The 23373-nt window shown below is 45.0% G+C and carries 19 protein-coding genes and 1 pseudogene; 9 read left to right on the top strand and 11 right to left on the bottom strand.

Going from position 1 to position 23373, the window contains the following annotated elements:
* The first annotated feature begins 2 nt into the window (after positions 1-2).
* The gene (locus H735_RS04490) at positions 3-662 is read left to right on the top strand and encodes an HAD-IA family hydrolase (RefSeq protein WP_020197517.1); all 660 of its coding nucleotides are present in this window, start codon (positions 3-5) and stop codon (positions 660-662) included.
* On the opposite strand, the gene H735_RS04485 is transcribed toward H735_RS04490, so the two are convergent.
* Entirely contained in the window at positions 659-1432 is a 774-nt protein-coding gene (locus H735_RS04485; RefSeq protein WP_020197516.1) for a DeoR/GlpR family DNA-binding transcription regulator, read from the bottom strand. The genes H735_RS04490 and H735_RS04485 overlap by 4 nt on opposite strands.
* Positions 1433-2095: 663 nt before the next feature.
* Positions 2096-2203, bottom strand: a pseudogene (locus H735_RS31525) (GFA family protein); the annotation flags it as partial.
* Between the two features lie 284 nt (positions 2204-2487).
* Between H735_RS31525 and H735_RS04480 the strand changes: the two are divergent.
* The 4 genes from H735_RS04480 (at position 2488) to H735_RS04465 (ending at position 6659) form a co-directional block, all read left to right on the top strand.
* Entirely contained in the window at positions 2488-3462 is a 975-nt protein-coding gene (locus H735_RS04480) for a tripartite tricarboxylate transporter substrate binding protein (protein ID WP_020197515.1), read from the top strand.
* Between the two features lie 230 nt (positions 3463-3692).
* A complete protein-coding gene (locus tag H735_RS04475) occupies positions 3693-4187 on the top strand; it encodes a tripartite tricarboxylate transporter TctB family protein (protein WP_020197514.1) in 495 nt (164 codons plus the stop codon).
* 20 nt (positions 4188-4207) lie between these two features.
* Complete coding sequence (locus H735_RS04470) at positions 4208-5734, top strand: tripartite tricarboxylate transporter permease (RefSeq protein ID WP_020197513.1); 1527 nt, start codon at positions 4208-4210, stop codon at positions 5732-5734.
* Between the two features lie 154 nt (positions 5735-5888).
* Positions 5889-6659 carry a sulfite exporter TauE/SafE family protein gene (locus H735_RS04465; RefSeq protein WP_020197512.1) on the top strand — a complete coding sequence of 257 codons (771 nt, stop codon included), beginning with the start codon at positions 5889-5891 and terminating at the stop codon, positions 6657-6659.
* Positions 6660-6757: 98 nt separating this feature from the next.
* Here the strand turns inward: H735_RS04465 and H735_RS04460 are convergent, their stop codons facing one another.
* The 3 genes from H735_RS04460 to H735_RS04450 all read right to left on the bottom strand — a co-directional run bounded on the left by H735_RS04460 (position 6758) and on the right by H735_RS04450 (position 11757).
* A complete protein-coding gene (locus tag H735_RS04460; protein ID WP_009704380.1) occupies positions 6758-7729 on the bottom strand; it encodes a TAXI family TRAP transporter solute-binding subunit in 972 nt (323 codons plus the stop codon).
* 213 nt (positions 7730-7942) lie between these two features.
* On the bottom strand, positions 7943-10990 hold the full coding sequence (locus H735_RS04455; RefSeq protein ID WP_020197511.1) for an efflux RND transporter permease subunit: 3048 nt from the start codon (positions 10988-10990) through the stop codon (positions 7943-7945).
* Positions 10987-11757, bottom strand: a complete 771-nt coding sequence (locus tag H735_RS04450) for an efflux RND transporter periplasmic adaptor subunit (protein ID WP_020197510.1) — start codon at positions 11755-11757, stop codon at positions 10987-10989. The genes H735_RS04455 and H735_RS04450 overlap by 4 nt, the downstream gene beginning before the upstream one ends.
* Before the next feature lie 312 nt (positions 11758-12069).
* Here H735_RS04450 and H735_RS04445 point away from each other — a divergent pair, with 312 nt between their 5' ends.
* Positions 12070-13170 (top strand): alkene reductase, encoded by a 1101-nt coding sequence (locus tag H735_RS04445; RefSeq protein ID WP_020197509.1) that lies wholly within the window; start codon positions 12070-12072, stop codon positions 13168-13170.
* A gap of 73 nt (positions 13171-13243) precedes the next feature.
* Here the strand turns inward: H735_RS04445 and exaC are convergent, their stop codons facing one another.
* Complete coding sequence (gene exaC, locus H735_RS04440) at positions 13244-14764, bottom strand: acetaldehyde dehydrogenase ExaC (RefSeq protein WP_020197508.1); 1521 nt, start codon at positions 14762-14764, stop codon at positions 13244-13246.
* A gap of 248 nt (positions 14765-15012) precedes the next feature.
* On the opposite strand from exaC, the gene H735_RS04435 reads away from it, so the two are divergent.
* Positions 15013-16776: a sigma-54-dependent Fis family transcriptional regulator gene (locus H735_RS04435; protein ID WP_020197507.1), complete on the top strand. Its 1764-nt coding sequence runs from the start codon at positions 15013-15015 to the stop codon at positions 16774-16776.
* A 63-nt stretch (positions 16777-16839) separates the two neighbouring features.
* Here the strand turns inward: H735_RS04435 and H735_RS31305 are convergent, their stop codons facing one another.
* Complete coding sequence (locus tag H735_RS31305; RefSeq protein WP_009704374.1) at positions 16840-16977, bottom strand: hypothetical protein; 138 nt, start codon at positions 16975-16977, stop codon at positions 16840-16842.
* Between the two features lie 342 nt (positions 16978-17319).
* Here H735_RS31305 and H735_RS04430 point away from each other — a divergent pair, with 342 nt between their 5' ends.
* Positions 17320-18222, top strand: coding sequence for a LysR family transcriptional regulator (locus tag H735_RS04430; protein ID WP_020197506.1), 903 nt, complete (start codon positions 17320-17322; stop codon positions 18220-18222).
* A 99-nt stretch (positions 18223-18321) separates the two neighbouring features.
* Here the strand turns inward: H735_RS04430 and H735_RS04425 are convergent, their stop codons facing one another.
* The gene (locus tag H735_RS04425; protein WP_020197505.1) at positions 18322-19842 is read right to left on the bottom strand and encodes a DUF1254 domain-containing protein; all 1521 of its coding nucleotides are present in this window, start codon (positions 19840-19842) and stop codon (positions 18322-18324) included.
* Between the two features lie 271 nt (positions 19843-20113).
* Between H735_RS04425 and H735_RS04420 the strand changes: the two genes are divergently transcribed.
* Entirely contained in the window at positions 20114-20320 is a 207-nt protein-coding gene (locus tag H735_RS04420; RefSeq protein WP_020197504.1) for a hypothetical protein, read from the top strand.
* Positions 20321-20334: 14 nt separating this feature from the next.
* Here H735_RS04420 and H735_RS04415 read toward each other — a convergent pair whose 3' ends face one another.
* The 3 genes from H735_RS04415 to gnd form a co-directional block, all read right to left on the bottom strand.
* The gene (locus H735_RS04415) at positions 20335-20868 is read right to left on the bottom strand and encodes a hypothetical protein (RefSeq protein ID WP_020197503.1); all 534 of its coding nucleotides are present in this window, start codon (positions 20866-20868) and stop codon (positions 20335-20337) included.
* The gene (locus tag H735_RS04410; RefSeq protein ID WP_020197502.1) at positions 20861-21703 is read right to left on the bottom strand and encodes a hypothetical protein; all 843 of its coding nucleotides are present in this window, start codon (positions 21701-21703) and stop codon (positions 20861-20863) included. The genes H735_RS04415 and H735_RS04410 overlap by 8 nt, the downstream gene beginning before the upstream one ends.
* Positions 21704-21902: 199 nt before the next feature.
* Complete coding sequence (gene gnd / locus H735_RS04405) at positions 21903-23351, bottom strand: decarboxylating NADP(+)-dependent phosphogluconate dehydrogenase (protein WP_005442184.1); 1449 nt, start codon at positions 23349-23351, stop codon at positions 21903-21905.
* Positions 23352-23373 lie beyond the last annotated feature (22 nt).

Raw genomic sequence — 23373 nt, 5'->3', positions numbered from 1 at the left:
TAGTGAAACGTATTAACTTTAGTGGGTGTTTATTCGATCTAGATGGCACCCTAGTTGACTCAATACTTTCCGTGAACCGAGCTTGGACAAGCCTAGCCGAACGTCACGGATTAAACAGAGAACTTGTACTCAAGTCTATCCATGGGCGGCCAGCAAGCGAGTGCATCAAGGAGTTCTTGTGTCATAAACCGAAGCTTATTATCCAACATGAAATTGAGTGGCTCAAAGAACGAGAAACTAATGATACGGAGGGTATTGTGGCAATTGAAGGTGCTATTGAGTTCATCCAACTTCTCAAAGAAAAAGGTATTCCGTGGGGGATCGTTACGTCCGGCAATAGGTCCGTAGCTAAAGCTCGTATGTTAGCAGGAGGAATTCCACAACCTGACATGTTAGTTACAGCAGAAGATATTAAAAATGGTAAGCCGAATCCAGAGCCTTACTTTCTGGGAGCTGAACGTCTTAAATTGGATGTGCGAGATTGTATTGTATTTGAAGATGCTTTGGCAGGCATTTGGTCTGGCTTATCAGCAAGGGCGCAGGTTATTGCCATTACCAACCACGAAAAATTCAAACAATTGGCTGTTTCAGCTATAATATCAAAGTATAACGACCTAGATATTGCTGAAACAGATACCAATTGGCAGTTGATCCTTCGCTAAACGACAATAACTTCTATTCCACCAATCTCAAACTTGGCTTTCTGCTCTTCAGTGATACCAGTGTCAATGATTAGGGTATCAATTCGAGAGATGTCGAGAACCTTATTGAATCCAATTCGGCCTAATTTAGTCGAATCCACGACGGCTACTACTTTCTTTACACAATTAGCCATGATACCCGTGATTGTGTAGCCTTCGTTAAACGTTGTAATCCCCTTCTCTGGATCTAATCCATCAGCACCGACAAAAAGGACATCCGCTTGTACGCCGTCTAAACACTGTTCTGCACGAAAGCCATGCAGCGATTTGGTTTTGTTTCTGTATGTACCGCCAATCACAACTAAGACTGTGTCTTCTGCTTCCATTAGCGCGGTACAGGCAGCAAGATTGTTGGTAATGACAGTATTACCGCCAGTCTCAGCCAGCCGTTCTGCAATTAAGTGCGTGGTACTACCGCTGTCCAAAATGATTGTGTCTGCGGGAGAAACTAACTTGGCCGCAGCACTGGCGATACGTTGTTTAGATTCACTATTGATTTCGTAGCGCTTATCAATTTGTACTTCCGTATCAACTTGCAGCAAAGGTAAGTGCTTAATTGATTGAGCTCCACCAAAGAAACGCTTTAATTTACCCTCTTTTTCAAGTGCTTTTAAGTCAGTGCGAAGAGTAACTTCCGATGTTCCAAGAGAACTGGACATTTCTTTAACCAGCACCTGACCATTAAGTTCTAAAGCTTGAAGAATGTGTTCACGCCGTTCCAACTGATTCATTTTTGCTTCTCATCGTCTGTTTCAAGTGGACTTTCGTATACTTTCAACTTCGATAATATAACGAAAGCTGTGGCTTGTATACATGCGAGTTCTTATTGTTACCCGACCTGGTTTATTGCACTCGTTCAGATATAACAGACGCCTCTATTAACTTAGTTATCAGCTAGTTTCAATTTGGTTTTACACTTTTAATTATAGTTATGTTCATTTTCGTATTCGAAGGGAGCCAACGAATTAAAGCCACTTCAACAAAAACAGAGTTAGATGGATAAACATCAAAATGAACAACACGTCATTCTCGACAACTCTCATATACCTTGCAATACCAAGTCCAATATTCAATCTCCACAACAGCAAAGTAGAATATTTCATCAGGCCAACGTTAGATTCAAACTAAGTTGGCCATCATCGTTAAACCTTGTTTTATGATTAAATAAGAGCTTCATCAATCAAGGTAACGAATGTGGCTTAGAAGCACTAACATTTTAGTACCAAAAATAAAATGTTAAGATCTTCACATTGAAACTGTTGTGGTTATAAGCGTGTTCGAAATATGTTTGATACCTCGAAATACAATTAGTGCTTTTGATACCCCACCTGATACCCCACAAACAACATATTAAAAATTAATTCTTTATATTTCAATAATTTAACAACTCAATCCATCGGCCCACTTGACCATTTTCGACACATATCGCAATGACAAAAGCTCACTTCATTGTGCTGAGGTGCAGTCACTTCAATAGCGCCACATAAACATGTTCCTTTCATCGCTGTTCCTCCCTATTCAATCTCCATCATTATGACGGTTTTAGACTCTTAATTGATGTGACCAACCTAGTCTTTCACCACATTCTCCGGCCGGCATGTTTGCGTGAACTTTATGAACAAAATGTCGCTTATGCTCAATATTCTCTTTATCTACGCATTAGAGACATCACGTTAACACCTTATTAACCTTTAGCTCATCACTAGCGAGTCTCCCTACCTCGTTAGGAGAACAAATAATAAGACTCTTCAAAACAAGAGAGTCACCAACATAAGGAACGTGAAACATGTTAAAGGTACTCAAACCAACGCTCGCCGCATCCATCATTGCAGCCTCATTTTCTTTCCACGCTTTTGCTGCTGATGTTGAAAAAATCCACTTTCTAATCCCTGGTGGTGCTGGTGGTGGCTGGGATATGACGGCTCGTGGTACAGGTGATGTGCTGGTTAAATCCGACATCGTTGAAAATGTCTCTTTCCAAAACCTCTCTGGTGGCGGTGGTGGTAAAGCCATTGCACACCTCATCGAAACCGCTGAGCGCCAACCTGATACGTTGATGGTGAACTCAACCCCAATCGTTGTTCGTTCACTGACGGGTATCTTCCCGCAATCTTTCCGAGATCTCATACCAGTAGCCGCAACGATTGCTGATTACGGCGCTATCGTGACCTCCGCGGATTCGAAGTACAACACATGGGAAGATGTGGTCAAAGATTTCGAATCTAACCCACGTAAAGTAAAAATCGCCGGCGGTTCTGCTCGTGGCTCGATGGATCACCTTGTCGTCGCAGCTGCATTTAAAGGCGAAGGTTTTGACGCGCGTAAAGTTCGCTACATCGCGTATGACGCTGGCGGCAAAGCAATGGCAGCGCTTCTGTCTGGCGAAACACAATTGCTTTCAACCGGTCTTGGCGAAGTATTAGAGATGTCGAAATCTGGTCAGGTAAAAGTACTGGCGATTACGGCACCAAAACGTCTAGACGCTGCACCAAACATCCCTACCCTGAAAGAATATGGCAATGAGACTGTGTTCGCGAACTGGCGTGGTTTCTTTGCCGCTCCTGGCACGAGCCAAGCCAAGCTCGATGAATGGAACGCAGCTCTGACCAAGATGTACAAAACGGACGAATGGCAAGTTGTTCGTGACCGTAATGGTTGGATTGACAACTACAAAGCGGATAAAGAGTTCTTCGCGTTCCTAGAAGAGCAAGAGCAGCAAATGGGCGATCTAATGCGCGAATTAGGTTTCCTTAAAAAGTAATAACTCCCATCCGAGTTTGTGGGGTTAGCTATCCCTAGCCCCGTTGTATTTGCACTCTAATTTCACCGTATATGGGCATTGTCGATATTCGACAAGTAAAAACTCCTTTGTTTATTGATTGGTAAACACTAAGTAACTCGACTAGCAGCGATGCGCTTAATTGTTAATGACTTGGTCCTTCTTCATTAACGCCCATATACGGTCTTTTCCTGTTGTTCTAGGAGTTGGATATGTCTCATTCAACCAATATTTTTACCAAAGAGAACTTGCTGTGCCGCGATCGTGTTGGCGCGATGATCTTTTTGTTGTTTTGCCTATGCTATGGCTACCAAACTACGCAAATCCCTCTCTTTCCCGGGGATGAATACGAACCCTTCACGGCTCGCACTTTACCGACCATTCTGACCTACGTCGGGATTGGTTTAGCGCTAATGCTATTGGTCACTGGTCAGCCCGATAAACAAAGCGGCGCTGTGATGTCATTCAACTGGAAATTGCTTATCGCCTTTTTAGTTTTGATGGCGCTTTATGGTCTGGGTTTGACTTACATCGGCTTTGTATTAGCGACAGGATTCTTCCTGCTTGCGGGCTTTTACCTTCTTGGCGAACGACGTAAATCGGTGTTGTTTGGAGCCTCATTCTCGTTCGTTATCGCGTTTTACTTGTTGCTCACTCAAGGTCTGGATATCTACCTTGAGCCTGGTCTGATTTTCACCATCTGGTAGTCAAAAGAAAGGACTGAATTATGTTAGATGGAATTCTACAAGGTTTATCCACCGCCGTGATGCCAATGAACATCATGATGGTGATTGTTGGCTGTTTTGTTGGTACGTTTATCGGCATGCTACCGGGGCTTGGTCCTATTTCTGCCATCGCTCTGATGATTCCTATCACCTATGGTTTGGATCCATCTTCGGGTCTGATTCTGATGGCAGGTGTTTACTATGGTGCGGTATTTGGTGGTTCAACTTCCTCTATTCTTATCAACGCACCGGGTTGTTCTTCAACCGTAGTTACCGCGTTTGATGGCTACCCAATGGCGCAGAAAGGACAAGCAGGTAAAGCACTTGCACTGGCGGCTTACTCTTCTTTCACTGGTGGCACTCTTTCAGCAATAATGCTGCTTGTAGCGGCACCAGCATTGGCTAACGTCTCGTTAAGCTTCCAATCTTCTGACTACTTTGCGCTAATGCTTCTTGGCTTATCCGCAGTGGCTGCGTTCGCTGGCAAAGGACAAGTAATAAAAGCATGGATGATGACCATTCTAGGCTTGATGTTGTCTACAGTCGGCATTGATAAAGGCGTCGGTGTCGAACGCTTCACCTTTGGTCTAACGGATTTGATGGATGGCTTTAGCTTCCTATTGTTGGCGATGGCGACCTTTGCGCTTGGTGAAACGTTGATGGGTATTTTGAAGCCTTCTGAAGATACGCGTGATGAGGAACAAGATAAGCTGAGCAACATTGGCTCGATGAAAGTCACCAAGGAAGAAATCAAAGAAGTAGCGCCTGTTTCTATTCGCTCTTCAATCCTTGGCTTCTTTACAGGTGTTCTTCCGGGCGCAGGTGCAACCATCGCCGCCTTCTTAAGCTACGGCATGGAACGTAACCTTGCTCCAAAGGATAAAAAAGAGCAGTTTGGTAAAGGCAGCATCCGAGGTTTGGTGGCTCCGGAGTCAGCGAACAACGCAGCATCAAGTGGTTCTTTCGTTCCTCTTTTGACCCTTGGTATTCCGGGCTCTGGTACAACCGCAATCATGCTAGGAGCATTAATCGCTTACGGTATTCAACCAGGTCCTCGTCTGTTTGTTGAACATCCAGATGTGTTCTGGTCGGTAATTATCTCCATGTACTTCGGCAACATTGTGTTGGTGATTCTTAACCTACCGCTGATCCCATACATCTCGAAGTTGTTAGCAGTACCAAGAACCGTGTTGTTGCCGATGATTCTGTTCTTCTCCATTACGGGTGTGTATCTGGTTTCTTTCAACACCATGGACGTGTTTGTGATGCTACTTGTGGCAATGGCTGCCATCGCACTAAGGTTAGCAAACTTCCCTCTCGCACCGCTGTTGCTTGGCTTTATCCTTGGTGGATTAATGGAAGAGAACCTGCGTCGTGCATTGATAATTTCCGACGGTGAACTGAGCTTCTTATGGGAACGCCCAATCACACTGACATTCACAGTGCTTGCAGTATTGGTACTTGGCAGTCCGCTGTTTGTAAAACTTTTTCAAAAGCTTAAAGCACAACCAGTAAAAATTGAGCAATAAGCATTCTATCTCTCCCTCAAGATAGACCTTTGAAACCAAGCCACCCTCTGCGGTGGCTTTTTTCTTGGACTAATCGCTACTTTATTTCTTTGGGTGAGTTGCGTAGTGTTAACCGTTCAGAAACAAAAATTATAAGAACAAAAAAGGATTTTTTATGCTGCTGGAATTTGCTCTCTTGTTTGCCGCAGGCGTCGTGGGTGGGATCATGAACTCCGTCGCCGGTGGTGGTAGCTTCATAACCTTCCCTGCCTTGATGGCGGTTGGCGTGCCTCCTATCATGGCGAACGCGACGAATACTTATGCTTCTTGCGCAGGTTACATCAGTGGTGCAATCGGTTTTCGCGAAGAAATCATGAAGAACAAGCAAGAACTCGCTTTCACTATCTCTTTCAGTTTGATTGGTGGTGCAGTCGGTGCTTACCTTCTGCTAAATACGCCGGAATCTGTTTTTCTTGAAGCGATTCCATGGCTACTTTTATTCGCAACCGTGCTCTTTTTAACTGGCTCACGCATGACCGCGTTGATTAAATTTCTGACCAAAGAGACCAAACACGCCGGCATTCTGGGTGTGATTGCATTAAGTCTTCTTTTGATTGGTGTCTCTGCTTATGGCGGCTTCTTCAATGCCGGACTAGGCGTGATCGTATTAAGTTATTTAGTGGTTGCAGGGCACCAAGACATCAACTTAATGAACGGGCTTAAGCTGCTGGTTTCGACCTGTGTTTCTCTGATTGCCATCGTGATCTTTGTTGCTAACGGTTCAATCGATTGGACCAAAGGCAGCGTTGTAATGGTTGGCACATTGGTTGGCGGCTACTTGGCAGCGCGTGTATCTCGCCGGTTGAATCCTAGTCATGTAAAAGGCTTCGTTGCCCTATCTTCTATCGCGATTACCATTTACTTCTTCGTAGATGTCTATGCCTAACTCAATACCACGATATAACCAAAGCCAAGCGCTCATTGCTCACAAACCAAAACGCCATCGCAAACTACGATGGCGTTTTTATTAGTTCTAAGTGGAAATTACTTAATCAAACCCACTTCTTTGTAGTACTTCTCAGCACCTGGATGAAGCGGCGCAGATAGACCATCTTTCACCATTTCTTCTTTCTTCAAGTTGGCGAATGCTGGGTGTAGACGGCGGAAATCGTCAAAGTTTTCGAATACCGCTTTCACTACGTTGTAAACAACTTCGTCTGGCACTGCCGTTGAAGAAACAAACGTCGCACCCACACCAAAGGTTTGTACATCGCTTTCTGAACCGCGGTACATGCCACCCGGTACGTTTGCAATACGGTAGAAGCTGTTATCAGAAACCAACTTCTCAACTTGTGGGCCAGCTACCGTTACGATGTTGCTATCACACGAGGTAGTCGCCTCTTTAATCGCACCACTTGGGTGACCTACTGTGTAGATCATCGCGTCGATCTTGTTGTCACACAATGCTTTCGACTGCTCTGATGCTTTTAACTCAGACACCAGTTTGAAATCGTCATTCGTCCAGCCGTACTCTTTCATCAACACTTCCATTGTACCGCGCTGACCAGAGCCTGGGTTACCAATGTTCACTCGCTTGCCTTTTAGGTCATCAAACGTTGTGATATTCGCGTCTTTACGAGCCACAACGGTGAACGGTTCTGGGTGAACAGAGAACACAGCACGAAGCTCTTTGAATGGTCCTTTATCTTCAAACTTGCTCGTACCGTTATAAGCATGGTACTGCCAGTCTGACTGAGCGATACCTAAATCCAACTCACCTGCCCGAATGGTATTGATGTTGTAGATAGAACCACCGGTACTTTCTACTGAACAACGGATGCCATGGTCAGCACGTGATTTGTTCACCAAACGACAAATAGCACCACCCGTTGGGTAGTACACGCCAGTTACACCGCCCGTACCAATGGTTACGAACGTATCTTTAGCAGAAACTGAAAAACTTGCACTTAGTGCAGCCAGAGAAGCCGCGACAGCAATTTGCTTGAGCTTTAACATTGAACGTCCTTATTTTTTCCTTTGTTTATGGCCAGATAAGTATAGCAACCGTTAACAAGTTGATAACGTTCGAGATCACATCCTGAGAATAATCACCACGCCGCAAAAGGCTTTGATCGGTAAGCAATTATGAACCGTGTACGACTTTAGTTTTATTCCAAATAAAAAAGCCCGCAGAGTTTGCCTGCGGGCTGTTCGGTGTTTCAAGCGTACTTAATCGAGCGCTAAGGTTTTCTCTTCACCGTTGTCATTGGTTGCGGAGGCACTTTGATTCCCTTTCCTGTGTGTCCATAGATAAATGGATGGAATCACGGTAAGTGTGACGATCATTGAGATCACACAGCCCCAACCGACCACCAGCGCCATCGGTGACATGTAGTTATCGTAACCACCTAAGCCATACGCAAGCGGAATAAGGCCTGCAACCGTTGTGATTGTGGTTAAGGTAATTGGTCTTACGCGGCTTTGCGTTCCGCTAATGACAAAATCTAGCAAGTTGGTATCGTTACATTCCGCTTCGTGTTCTTTGAAGTGCCAAATCAGCACCAAGCTGTTGTTAACCATAATACCAATCAAGGCAATCATCCCGATGATGGAGAAAAAGCTCAGCACCTGATTGTGTAAGAACAGAATGAACAGCGCGCCTGCGATGCCAAATGGAATCACCGTTAACACAATCAAGGTTTCACGCATTCGGTCAAACAGAAGAATCAGAAGCAACGCAATACCAATAAACGCCACGCTAATCGCGATCATAAAGCCTTGTTGCGCTTCTTGTGTTTCTAAGATCTGCCCTGTCGCAATGATAGAAGCACCGCCGTATTCTTTATTGGCAAAGGTTTCTTGAACCGCAGCAAAAACGGCAACTGGATCGGTCACGGTCGAATCGACACCTGACGACACACGAATCACTCGCTCTCCATTGAAGTGTTTGATTTGCGCTTCTGCATCGGCATTTTTCCAGCGCACCAGCTCACTTAGTGGCACCAGTTTGTTATTACTGGCACGAACTAAAATGTTATCCAGTTCTTTTAAGGATTTGTCGTCTTCTTCTAGCGCGACTCGGAAATACACTTCTTCTTCACCATTAAAGATCCGCGTCACGCGTTGACCGTCAATCGCAAACTTAATGATATCGCCGACCTTGTTGGCACTGATGCCGTAGTACTTGAGCCAATGATGTTGCAGCTCAGCTTGAATTTGTGGTGCTGGTGCATTTAAATCACGTCGTACTCGGCTCGTCCCTTCCAATGACTCAATGTACGCCGTCAAATCATTAGCAAGCTTTTCTCGCCCTTCATCCGTCCCGCCAACGACACGCAAATCCACCGGACGTCCTACCGGAGGACCGCCGCCATCAATATCGAACTCAATTTGAGCCAAACCAGTAATTTGCGTCGCTTTCTCTTCCCACTCTTCGACGATTTGTTCTGCAGTTCTTGTTCGGCTGTTTGGTGGCGTTAATGAAATCACCCAATAGCTATTTGGTGAGCTTACTTCGCCATACCAATAATTCACCTCTTCAGTGCTTTTGATCAGCGCTTCGAGCTGTTGTGTTTCTTTCCAGACGTCATCCAAATCCAACTCTGGATTCGACTCAGCACTGATTTCTATCAAATACGCGCCGTCTGTTGGGAAGAACAAGAAACTCAAACTCTTATATGAAATGGCTCCTAAAGTCAGAATCACGACTGTAATGCATGGCAACGCGACCTTGCTGTTTCGAATGACAAATTCAATCAAACGATTCAGCGCGCTTAAATCTAAAAATGGCTTTTTCTTTACCTGACTCTTCTTGCTCAAAATGCCTTTTAAATGGGCAGGAATAAAGAACAGCGCGTCGATAAACGAAAAGCACAACGCAATAATGACCGTAAGCGGAATCACATACACCAATTTGCCGCTGTTTCCCGGCAAGAAGAGCAAAGGTATAAAGGCAATCATGGTCGATAAAATGCTTGCCAACACCGCTGGGAATACACTCTTCACCCCTTGTGTGACGGCCTTATCAACCGGATAACCCTCTTCAACTAATGCCACGATTTTATCGCTCACCACCACGGCATCATCGACAATTATTCCGACAATCAGAATTAAGGCGGACATAGTGAACACATCGAGAATCTGCCCGAAAGGAGGCAGCAAAGCCAGCGTGCCAAAGATACATACAGGAATAGAAACCGCGACCCAAAATGCAATGCGTCTATCAAGGAAAAGCGCCAACGTAATCAGCACCAAACCAAGTCCAACCAAGCCGTTGTCTTGCACGATACGCGCTTTCTCTTGGATGTCTTCGGATAAGTCAGAACCGATGGCGATAGTGTATTTGTCACCGAGCAGTTTTTGCTGATTTGCAATCAGAGCTTTCACCGCGTTAGAGGTGCTAATAACGTCCGCACTTTCATTGGTTCTTAAGTCAAAAAGAATGCTCTTGTTACCGTTGATTGAGCCATAAACCTCGCCTTTTTCAAACCCATCCTCAATGAGACCTGCAACGTCTTTAAGCTGAATATTTGGGCTGAATGAGATGAACATTTCACGCAGCTCTTCAATACTATCCAGCTCGGCAGAGGTCATCAGTTCAGGGTTGTTCTTTAAGGTTTCTAGACGACCACCGCTGATCAGCGTATTACGCTCTGCAATCAATGCCGCCACTTGATCCAATGTTAAGCCGTAGCGCCTCAAAGAAATTGGTTCGAGTTGGATTAAGAATTCTGGCGCACGTAAATCAACAGTGTAAACTTCACCAATCCCTTCGACACGTCGCAAGGCCAACTCTAGGTCTTTGGCTTTATCTCGCAGTGCCTTATAACCAACATCGCCAGAGATACCGGCCACCATGAAATCCAAGCTGTACGATTTTTTGATCGACAACGTTGGCGCTTCGGTCACACCAGCGGGTAAATCAGTTACCCTTGCCAACGCATCTCGAATGTCTTGGTAAACAGCATTCGGATCAGAGACATTGCTGTCCAACACCACACTGATGTTTGAGACGCCCGTTTCCGACGTGGAGGTGAACTCTTTCAAGCCTGAAATAGACAACAGTTCTTTCTCAATTTTACTGGTGATGTTGCTTTCAATGTCTTTCGCACTGGCACCAGGATAAACCGTGACGATATCGCCTTTTCCTAAGTCAAATCGAGGCTTCTCAACAAGGGGAAGATTGTAGGCAGTAAGGGCACCAATGCTGATGATCAAAATGGTCAGGATTTTAGACGCAAACTTTCGATGAGAGAGCAAATCTAAGAAGAAATTCACAGTGCCTCCTGATCATTGAAATACACGTACGATTCCATGCCCGGATTAAGCTCGCCGTTGGCGTTATCGACCGTCACTTCGACAAGGAAGCCCGGCTCACTGTTTTGGAAAGCAGGAGAAAGCAAAGTGATGGTGCCATCTAGTGTTTGCTCAACAGAAGGCACTTCAACCTTAACCTGCTCGCCTTTGCTGAACTTGTTGAAATCAATTTCTAACAGGCGGAATCGCACTTTCAATCGCTTCATATCAGCGATGGTAAAGAGCGCATCGCCCACCGAAATCAACTGCCCTAACTCAACAGAGCGATTGATGATTACTCCATCAAAAGGCGCATCAGGAGAAGCTTTATCCAGTGTTCGTGCGGCGATTTTGTAGTGTGTATTGCTTACGTTGAATTGAGCTCGACCAATGTTGGTCACGCGAATTTGGTTGTCCACGTCACTTGCCGAGACGCCATTGCTGGTCAGAAGGGATTGATAACGTTTTAGTTGTTTCTCTTGAATCTCCAACTCGGCACGACTCACCTCTAACTCGTTACGGGCTAAGTCCAAACTCAATGCGTAATCTTCCGAGGATAAAGATAAAAGCTCCTGCCCTTGAGTCACAACATCACCGTTATCGTAGCGATAAGAATCCACCACGCCGACGACTTCACTTTTTACCACGACGCTTTTTTCAGGAATCAATTGACCAACGACATAATCGCTCGCCGCATGAGCTGCACTTGATAGGAGAAACAAGGGTATTAATACGGATCTTTTTTTCATTTAGTTATCTCATTTCCGATGAACCCAATGACTTGTGTAATTGTTCTGTCCGAAAGGAGCCACTGAGTTGAACATACAAGCCATTGATGTTTAATAAGGCATTAACCAAAAGCAAAGCCAACAGTTAACGCATTTATTCATTGATGCTTGATATATAAATTATCAGCGGCGGTGTGGAAAAAAAGTGAGTCCCTATTGCTGCAATTACCCTTTCTATTTTTGTTGATTTAACAAAAGCCTTTTGCCATTACTGCCGTTAATTGCAAATCATCAAAAGAGTAGACTGAGGGCAATTCGAAATAGGAGCTTCTTATGAGCAACGCACTTTTCAACGCATTCCAATTCGGCGATTTTGCTGTAAACAACCGCATCGCGATGGCACCAATGACTCGCTCACGCACTTCACAACCGGGCGACGTGCCAAACGATATGATGGCAACTTATTACCAACAACGCGCCACAGCAGGTTTGATCATTACTGAAGGCGCACCAATTTCAGCAGTAGGTCGCGGCTACTCAATGACACCGGGTATTTACACTCAAGAACACATTGAAGGCTGGAAAAAGACCACCGACGCGGTACATAAGGCTGGCGGTAAAGTCTTTATTCAACTTTGGCATGTAGGTCGTCGTAGCCACGACACAATCGCTGGTGAACAACCTGTATCGGCTTCTGCAATCAAAGAACCAGACATGGTGTTTGGCCCTCTTCCAGAAGGCGGGTTTGGTATGATCGAAACCTCAATGCCGCGCGCATTAAGTGAAGATGACATCAAACAAACCACTACAGATTTTGTGCAAGCGGCGAAAAACGCGATGGAAGCTGGCTTTGATGGTGTTGAGATCCACGGAGCTCATGGTTACTTACTTGATCAGTTTATGCGCAAAGCATCTAACCAACGTGATGACGAATACGGTGGCTCTCAAGAAAATCGCATGCGCTTTATGTTGGAAGTGACCGAAGCGATCGCAAAGGAAATTGGCGGCGATAAAACAGCTATCCGCCTGTCTCCTTTCGTTACCGAAGGCTCAAACATCGTTGATGACGAAATTGTTGAGTTAACAGTGAAGGCACTAGAGAAGCTTGCACCGATGAACCTTGCTTACATTCACTTCAGTGAGAATATCTCTAACTACACTGAAGCAACGGATGTCTTCCGCAAACAAGTTCGTGAGGTGTACCCAAACCCAATCATGGTTGCAGGTAAACTCACCGCAGAAAAAGGCCAAGCATTGTTAGAGTCTGGCTTAGTGGATTTAGTGGCGTTCGGCCAACCGTTCATCACTAACCCAGACTTCGTCTACCGCGTGGAAAACGGCATCGAGCTAACGCCAGTTGGTTACGATGCGCATTCCACCTTCTACGGCGGTGATGAAAAAGGTTACACCGATTACCCTTGCGCGACCGCATAAGTGATCATAAAAAGCCCCGAAAATTCGGGGCTTTGTTTTACTGCTTTTTCTGTTGCCTTAAAAGGCGTTTTGTTTAGAAGAAGCCTAGCGGGTTGACGTCGTAGCTAATGAGTAGGTTTTTCGTATTCTGATAGTGATCGAGCATCATCTTATGGGTTTCACGGCCGATACCTGATTTCTTGTAACCACCAAACGCAGCATGTGCAGGATATGCGTGATAGCAGTTAATCCAAATGCGCCCTGCTTCGATGTTTCGTCCCATGCGATAAGCGAGGTTTTGGTCTCGCGTCCACACACCTGCACCCAAGCCATATTCCGTGTCATTGGCAATCGCTAGTGCTTCCGCTTCATCTTTGAAGGTGGTCACTGCGATGACTGGGCCGAAGATCTCTTCTTGGAATACGCGCATCTTGTTGTGACCTTGTAACAAAGTCGGTTGAATGTAGTAGCCCTGCTCCAAGTCGTTTTCTTGTTTCGCTACATCGCCACCAAACACGACTTTCGCGCCTTCTTGACGACCGATTTCTAGGTAACTCAGGATCTTATCGAACTGCTCTTGCGAGGCTTGAGCGCCAACCTGAGTATCGGTATCGAGTGGGTTACCCTGCTTGATTGTCTGCGCGCGCTCCGCAACTTTAGCGATAAACTTGTCGTACACAGACTCATGCACTAACACACGTGATGGACAGGTACACACCTCGCCTTGGTTGAAGAACGCAAGCAAAGTGCCTTCAATACACTTATCTAGGTATTCGTCTTCATGATCAAACACATCTGGGAAGTAGATATTTGGAGATTTACCACCAAGCTCAACCGTCGATGGAATAAGGTTCTCTGCGGCACATTTCAGAATATGGTTACCGACTTCTGTTGAACCCGTAAATGCCAACTTAGCGATTCGGTTACTGGTCGCTAGTGCTTGCCCTGCTTCTGAGCCAAAGCCATTGACTACGTTCACTACGCCAGCAGGCAGAAGATCACCGATTTTCTCCATCAGAACGAGAATCGAAGTCGGCGTTTGTTCGGCAGGTTTTAGCACGACACAACAGCCCGCAGCCAATGCTGGAGCCAACTTCCAAGCCGCCATCAACATTGGGAAGTTCCAAGGGATGATCTGCCCAACTACCCCAATCGGCTCAGGGAAGTGATAACTTGCGGTATGCTCATCTAACTCAGCCGCACTGCCTTCTTGAGCGCGGATACAACCTGCAAAGTAGCGGAAATGGTCGACGACCAAAGGCAAGTCTGCTGCTAGCGTTTCACGGACGGGTTTGCCGTTTTCCCATGTTTCTGCCACAGCCAACTCTTCAAGGTGTTGCTCAATGCGATCTGCAATCTTAAGTAGGATGTTCGAACGTTCAGTCACACTGGTTTTCGCCCATTGCGCTCTTATGCCATGTGCAGCATCCAGTGCAAGGTTGATGTCTGCTTCTCCGGAACGAGCCACCTTACAATACGCTTGACCATTGATTGGCGATGTATTGTCAAAGTATTCACCACCCGTTGGTTTTACCCATTCGCCACCGATGTAGTTGTCGTAATGCGATTTGAAATTAACGATGGCATTTTCACTACCTGGCTGTGCATAAATCATAACTCTTCCTTTTGTTCTCGTTCAGTTTTTTGTTTTAAACAACCGAGTGTTCAACTCTGTTGTTTTGTTCACTTCATTACTCAAGTCACATGCCAACAACGCGCGTCTTGTTGTTAATTAAATGTAAAACTATGATTACCAAGCGATAACAAACCAAGTGAGTGACGTTTGAGCGGATGTATGGTGTGAACACCAGTGTTCAAGTGTTCCAAAATGGCACACCCTCACTGTGACAAAATGGTACAGTCATGGAACTTCAACACATTACCAACAGCAATTGGCTTTCCACTTCATGGGATAGAAGTGAGCAAGCCGGTTTAAAACAGCGACGTCGGCCAGACGATATTCGCGTAACTTCCGCGTTTCTTGAAGACAGACGCCACCAGCTAAATTTCCTAATCGATGCGGTCAAACAATTCGCTCTGCCCCTGTTTAACCAGTTGTTTGCGCACAGCGACAGTCGCCTAATCTTGACCGATGCAGATGGCGTGATCATCGGTAGCTGGGGACAACCTAAATTCCGCGAAAAGTTGACCGAGATTGCTCTCAGTTCTGGTGCATGCTGGCAAGAAAAGCTAAAAGGTACGAATGCCATTGGTACAGCATTAGTGGAAGCAAAACCGGTCTCTGTGATTGGTGACCAGCACTTCATACAACATCACCGTTTCATCAGTTGTTCAGCAAGCCCTATCTTTGATCATTTGGGTAACTTAATTGGGGTTCTGGACATCACCAGTGAACAAAAGAAGCATGACTTTTCAACACAGGTTTTAGTGCAAAACATGGTTCAACAAGTGGAGAACCAACTACTCAACCAAATCCCTCAAGGGCACATTCGAGTTGATTTAGCTTGTGAGCAAGGTCTACTGAATAGCGGTTGGCAAGGCATCATCATCGCCAATGAAGAGGGTCAGATTCTGGCTCATAACCAAGTTGCCTCACAACTGCTGGATCAAACCAATGTTGTTGGACAACAACTTGCCTCCATACTTGACGATTCTGCCAGTAACCAATCTTTAGTCTTCAAAACTCAGCCACTATCGGAGCGAAAAACATCATCCCGTGCCATTTCTGCCTCGAATGACCTGCATTACGGCGATACCACCGTCGAGCACTGTTGGCAGCAAGCCAATCGCGTTATCGATAAAGACATTAGCTTGTTGATCCTTGGCGAAACGGGCGTAGGTAAAAATGAGTTTGTTAAAGCTCTGCATAAAAACAGCCAGAGAAAAAACGGCCCCTTGGTTTCCGTGAACTGCGGTGCGCTGCCGAAAGACTTGGTCGAATCCGAACTGTTTGGTTATGTTGCAGGCGCATTCACCGGAGCAAACAACAAAGGCTACCAAGGTAAGATCCGTCAAGCGCACAAAGGCATCTTGTTCTTAGATGAAATCGCAGACTTACCATTAGAAGCGCAAAGCCGACTGCTGCATGTGCTCCAAGACAAAACCGTGTTGCCTGTCGGCTCTAACCAAACCATCCAAGTGGATACACAAATCATCGCCGCTACACACAAAGACTTAGAGCTCTTGGTTGAACAAGGTGAGTTTCGTCAGGATCTTTATTACCGCCTAAACGGACTCATCGTCGAATTGCCTCGTTTCCAAGAGCGTAGCGACAAACAAGCACTGATTGAAAACATTCATCGTCGTCACGCCGAGTCTGAACAAAGCATTTGCCCTCACCTGCTGTCATTAATGTTGGGCTATGGTTGGCCGGGGAATCTGCGTGAGCTCGACAGCTTAATCAAAGTGTCAGCCTTAATGGCGCAAGGAGAAGCGCAACTCGAGCTTAGCCACGTACCTAACCATCTTGCCAAAAAGCTGAGCCAAGCAAGCGTTATCGGAGAAGTGGATACGTCAAAAACCAGAGACATGCGTACGACTGTGGAAGATAAGTTGGTGAAAACCTACCAAGCAAACCAAGGCAACATCAGTAAAACCTCGCGCATGCTGGGTCTGAGTCGCAATACCATTTATCGCAAACTCAAGAGCCTTGGTATGCTGAAATAATGAAATGTAAGAGATAAAAAAAGAGCACCTCTTTGGGTGCTCTTCTTATTTTGAAACCTAGCCTTACAGTCCGCCTTCTTGCTGCGCCTGTTTTACTAATGCCTGACGTTGAGTTTCCGTTTCAGAATTCACTTTCTGTTCCTTGTGCGTTTCCTGATCCATATCTGCCGGAATGAAAACAAAGTACTTGTTAAGAGTCATCGTAAGAACCTCAATTAATAGTGTTAAATCACCTTCTTGGTAAATGTAAACAACACCAGCAAAAACGACTTATGCCGGTTCCTTGTTGTAGGTTTCAAAAAATAGAGTATGTTTGTCTACTAAACATCCTCCATATGCAAGCTAATTATAGGAGGAGATCAAGGGCTTACCTAACACTGTTTTTCATCTTTTACGTAATCTTAGTTTCGATATCAGTATTGATACACCATACCCTTACGAGCTAACTCTATGTCACAAAAGAAAAAAATGATGCAGATTTTATTGGAACAGAGGATGAGAGGCGTTGATACTTAAAGCTCAATGTTTTGAGGCGCTTACTTCGTGAAAAATACCATTGATTTAAATTTGTATCGCTTTCTTTATCTGCTCAGCCAGCAGAAAACGCAGGCAAAAGTGTGTCACACCCTCGACATCAGCAAAGCGACTTTTACTCGACAGCTCGCCGAATGTCGCCAGCGATTTGATAACGAACTGTTCAATGCAGAGAAAGGATTCTACACCCCCACTCTCCTTTGCCAGCAGCTATGTGAAGCCATAAGCGAGCCGTTAGAACAACTTGAGCAGATACCGCAAATGGCACAAAGCTACAATGCGAATCAGCATGCGAACGAATACCTATTCAGCATTATCAATCCTCTTTCTGCCATGTTGACGATTCCTTTGGTCACCGCCCTCACAACAGAAGAGCAAAAGCCTAAGATCGCCTTTATTGATTGGTCGATTGAAAGCATAGAAAACCCCAAACGTGGTGCTGTCGCGATTGGTATTGGTGGTTTTCCGAATGAACTCAATGAAAGGATGGTAGAACGCAAAGTCAGCTCAGTGCCGATTTTCGCTTACGTCAATGATCAACACCCACTCAGTCAACAACAAGAAATTGAGCTGAGCGATATGGAGAACCTAGATACTGTGCGCGTCTCAATGGGATCGCTCGATGTGAGCGCTTATTACGAGCGAATGCGTAAGTTGACTGGCGTGAATCTAGAACAAAAACTGACGGTCTCCTCCATGAGTGCTGCGCTAAATTGTGTCAAAGTCAGCCCGTATGTATTTGTTGGAATGTATATCGATGACCAAGAGCTACCCGCAGGCATTCGTCGATTGCCTTTGAAATTGGAAGGTAAACCCATGATGTTTGACGTTGGCATTCAGTACCATCGTGCCTTCTACCAACATCCAATCATCGCGCAAGTAGAAGTATTTATTAAACAAGCACTTAGATAAACCACTAAATTCAATTGCCACATCGTCAACGAATACAAAAAAGCCGACCAATAAACAGGTCGGCTTACTTCTTCAGCTTCTAGGACTTAAGCTCTTATCTTATTTAACCTCAGTGATATCACTTGGCTTCCAAGTACCGTCGTACCAAGGTTCTAGTGGACCATATACACGCAAGATGGTGAACCAACCTTTATTGGGTACGGTTTGAATCCAGTTTGCTTCTTTGCCTTTTGGTGCTTTCGGGCCAAAGTACAAATCTATCGAGCCATCTGAGTTAGCAATCATCTCATCACGTTTGTCGTTCTTACTTGGGAACGGTTGGCTCGTTTGTAGCTCCGAACGTGTTTGCGTATCGTAAGCCACCACAGACCAGAAGTTCTTCGCTGGCACATTGGCTGGAATCGTCAGCTTGTAATTCTTGCCGCCATCAAAGTACTCGCCTTGTGCAGACTTATCGACAATCGCGTATTTCGATCCTTTACCAACCATCTTCAATGCCATTGCAGGCGTGTTAACCGTTGCCATGTAGAAGAAATAGGTACGTGCGTCTAAGTTTCGTCCACCGTTACCTTCTTCAATTAACCACTGGTAGTCGTTGCCAATAAATGCGGTCTTCCAGTTACGGTCGTTCCAAATATATGCATTCTCGGTGCGTGGGTTAAACATCAGAGCACGTGCCGTTGCATTACCAATAGCAGCACCATCTTCAAGGATCTTTTGCATGCGAGCATCCGGTGCAAATGGTTTGCCCTTCTGAATACCGATGGTCGCAATCAAACCACGCATTTCTGGGTCGATGAATTCAATCGGCTCTTTGTCGATCACCGTTTTGATTTCATCATAGAAATGGTCGTCGTTCGCATGGATAGTATTGAAAGACTTACCACTACCAGAGATGAATTCCATCTTCGGTTGTTCGCCTTTCTTCGCCAGTGGGTAAATCTTCAAACCTGTGTGGTATGAGTTAACCGCGGCATCCGTCTTACCATCTTTCAGGAAGCCACGCGCAATAAACCAGTTGGTATAACTTGTCGATTGGGAGACATGGTAACCCTCAGGTACTGGACCATCGTAATTTGGTGGCAAGATGAGGTATTTGCCACCCTTACCTTTATCTGGGCCTACAACGCCCATATCGGTCACGAAACGGAAGAAAGCATCATTGACTGTGGTTGGCCCCATGCCCGGCGGGATTTCCACAACCGTTGGACCATCACGTTCTAAATCAAGAAACGCCGATGCGTAAACCGTGTCTGTGTTACCCGTTAAAAATAGCGGGTTTGAGTCCATCAGATCATCAAACAGCATCACCTGATTTGAACTGGTTAGACTCATCTTCTCATGCCCGACTCTCAGTGCTTCCATAGAGGCCATAGGAATCGCGTTCATAAACACTTCTGTCGCACGCATGGTATCGAGATTGTCGTACAGCGTATCCATGGTTTGTTGGCTTGGCACGCCATCCTTGAAATTCAGAGTACCAATGCTGGTTTCAACCTTATCAGGTGTCATGATGCTTGATGGAATGTCAGTGTTGTAAGCGCCAGAGCTTGCCATCACTGATGATGAAACCAATAGGCTGGTAATCAATGCGACACGTTTAAGTTGAGTCTTTAACATAAGAGTTTCCTGCGTTTTCAGTTGGGATGCATTTACTTTAGTCAAAGATAAAAATCATTTTTGACGCTCAACAGAATCAAAAATGCTGTCCAAAATGCTATGCAATGAAACTCACAACAATTGGCTATTAAAAACTGTCTACCAGGTCAATATTTAATCTTTTTTGAGAAATATTTAGCCTACTTTTTGGGTATCTTCTGAGCAAAAAAGAGACAATACAAATGCGGAGTGAAAGTACTCTGGCTCTACCCACTAAGCTCTGGGAGGCGTTATGAAAAGTAAAAAATTAGGTCATGTAATGTCATTCAGCAGAATGTTTTCCTTCATTGCCTTTCTGACAGCCACATTCGCTTGGGTATTAAGTATGTATGCCCTCTTTACGGTTTCCGTTGTGGCACTTTTCGTCAGTGGATTGCTCTACTTGAATGACAGATTCGGCCATCACCCAAAAGGCAATGTAAAAGAAAAGAGCGCTTAGGCGCTCTTTGAGTACTAATGAACAATGCTCCTAGACTTCAGATAAGCATTTATTTCATCAAGTTGATATAAGTTGCCGTCTTCGGTCATAGTCAACATCGTCTCATCTCGACATAACTCAGGCTCTCTGACCATTACCTCAATGCTCGGCTTACTCGATGCTAAAGAAAATAACGGGCATTCATAGTAGCCTTGACCTGTCGCGAGTGAAATTAATCTTTCTTGCTCTATAAGAGAAGCGGGCCACGCTAGAGCTATTGCTGACAACAACATAACTTCAAGCGAACGACTTAATGCCGTCGACACGGCTTTGCCTATCTTTGCTTTGTATATGGCATAAACACAACTTACAAGAATAGTGATACTAGCGCCAATAACGATTACATAGCGCGTATTAATGTAGATTATTTGATATTGCTTAGCTAATTGAACCTGTAAGCTTAGAGATTCGAAATGATCACTGAGCAACGTAAAAGCAATGCCACAGGTAATCAAGCTGATAACAAGAGCGACCAGGCTAACTTTTTTTATGCTTGGCGTATCATCCATTGTTAAACCTTAGAAACTGATTCATAGCTCGAGCTGATTTATATCTTTGAATCTTCATATCGCTTTCATGTTTTACTTGAGCCTCAACAAAACTGTTTAACTGAGCGATCAGTCTCTTTTTAACTAGGTATTCGCCCTCCAAATACTCTAAAAATAATCCGAAGATTGCTGCGACAGCGATACCGAATCCTATTGGCACTAATACCGTAGTTGTCACAGCAGAAATCATTACACCAGCGAAATAGCCCAGTACTCCAGAAATAGCGGCTATTACAATATCAGTTGAAACATTTACAACCCAGTTAGACAGTAAGTAGTCTTTTTTGAGAGCAAGTTCTAGTGTTCTGAAAGGCACAGAATAAATAACCGTTAAGATCACACCACCTTTTGCAGCAGCCTTTAAGCCAAGTTTTCCTATCCCCAAAGCCAGCATCTTTGCATTCGAGGATAAATACCTTGACTGTTTGATAATACTACGTAATTTATGGTTGCCAGAAAAACTAATATAACTTTGTGCTCCCTTCTTTGTGATTTCATACTTCCCTAGTATTGAACCACCTTTCTTAAGGTCCTCAGCTAAGAGATAAAACGCAGATAAGTCATGTATTAAACTTCCCTTTGCACTGATAACCTCTACCAACTCCATTCCCGTTATTAAGTCGGTTATTTGCTGTTCATTTAACCCTTTCATTTTCTTTTCAAATAACCAAAGATCGACGAGTCCCTTTTGGTCTAGTACATAAATATCTACTTCATGCATGTCTAAAGACTTTAGACATTGATCTCTTTGACTTTTGTTTCTCTTGCTCAAACACTGAAATCTATCGCTTGCCATACTCTTATTCCCAAACCTGATGTTGAGAAGTATTTTAAGGAGAGTGCTGAAAGGTTCTTCTCCATTTGTGAGAACTGCGTTTGACTTCAAACCATTGTGAAACTGTTAGTTTTAGTAGTATCTCTCTCACGAATTGCAGGTAATAAAAAAGGATGCCACTTGGGCATCCTTTTGCTTTGATCAGCTTACTGACCGGGGATTAAACGTCGTAAGTTGTAGACGCTGTGTCGCCGCCTGTACCAGTCCAGTTAGTGTGGAAGAATTCACCACGTGGACGGTCGATACGCTCGTAAGTGTGAGCACCGAAGTAGTCACGTTGAGCTTGAAGCAGGTTTGCTGGTAGACGAGCTGTTGTGTAACCGTCTAGGAAAGATAGCGCAGAAATCGTACATGGCATTGGGATGCCAGACTCTAGAGATTTCGCTGCTACTTTACGCCATGCTGCTAGGCTGCCTTGTAGGATGTTTTTGAAGTACTCATCAGAACCTAGGAATGCGATATCTGGGTTCGCTTCGTACGCATCACGGATGTTGCCTAGGAACGCAGAACGGATGATACAACCACCACGCCACATTAGAGCTACGTTACCGTAGTTTAGGTCCCAACCGTTCTCGTTAGACGCTTCGCGCATTAGCATGAAGCCTTGAGCGTAAGAGATGATCTTAGAAGCTAGTAGCGCTTGACGTAGTGCATCAACCCACTCTTGCTTGTCGCCTTCAACTGGAGTGATTGTCTTACCGAATAGAGACTCAGCTTCAACACGTTGGTCTTTCAGTGCAGATAGACAACGAGAGAATACAGACTCAGAGATAAGCGTTAGTGGAATACCTAGGTCTAGTGCGTTGATACCAGTCCATTTACCAGTACCTTTTTGGCCTGCTGTGTCTAGGATCTTCTCAACTAGAGGCTCACCGTCTTCATCTTTGTAGCCAAGGATGTCAGCCGTGATTTCAACAAGGTAGCTGTCTAGTTCAGTCTTGTTCCAGTCAGCGAATACTGCTTGCATCTCGTCTGCAGACATACCAAGACCGTCTTTCATGAACTGGTAAGCTTCAGTGATAAGCTGCATGTCGCCGTATTCGATGCCGTTGTGTACCATCTTAACGAAGTGACCAGCACCGTCGTTACCAACCCAGTCACAACATGGCTCGCCAGCGTCAGTTTTTGCAGAGATACCTTGGAAGATTGGCTTAACCGCTTCCCAAGCTTCAGCCGCACCGCCAGGCATGATTGAAGGACCAAAACGTGCACCTTCTTCACCACCAGATACACCAGTACCGATGAAGTGAATGCCTTTCTCACGGCAATGTGCTACGCGACGGTTTGTATCTGGGTAGTTAGTGTTACCACCGTCGATGATGATGTCGCCTTCGTCTAGAAGCGGAATTAGGTTGTCAATGAACGTGTCAACAACGTCACCTGCACGAACCATAAGCATCACTTTACGTGGTGTTTCTAGCTTCTCTACTAGTTCTTCTAGAGAGTATGCACCGATGATGTTTGTGCCTTTCGCTGGACCTTCCAGGAACTCGTCTACTTTAGCAGCAGTACGGTTGTGAGCCACAACTTTAAAGCCGTGGTCGTTCATGTTTAGGATAAGGTTTTGACCCATTACAGCAAGGCCGATTACACCGATATCACCTTTCATTGTTTCTCTCCAATTGTCTTTT

It is taken from the genome of Vibrio owensii CAIM 1854 = LMG 25443 (assembly GCF_000817815.1).
Classification (GTDB): Bacteria; Pseudomonadota; Gammaproteobacteria; order Enterobacterales; family Vibrionaceae; genus Vibrio; species Vibrio owensii.
This window is presented reverse-complemented; position numbering and strand designations above follow the sequence as displayed.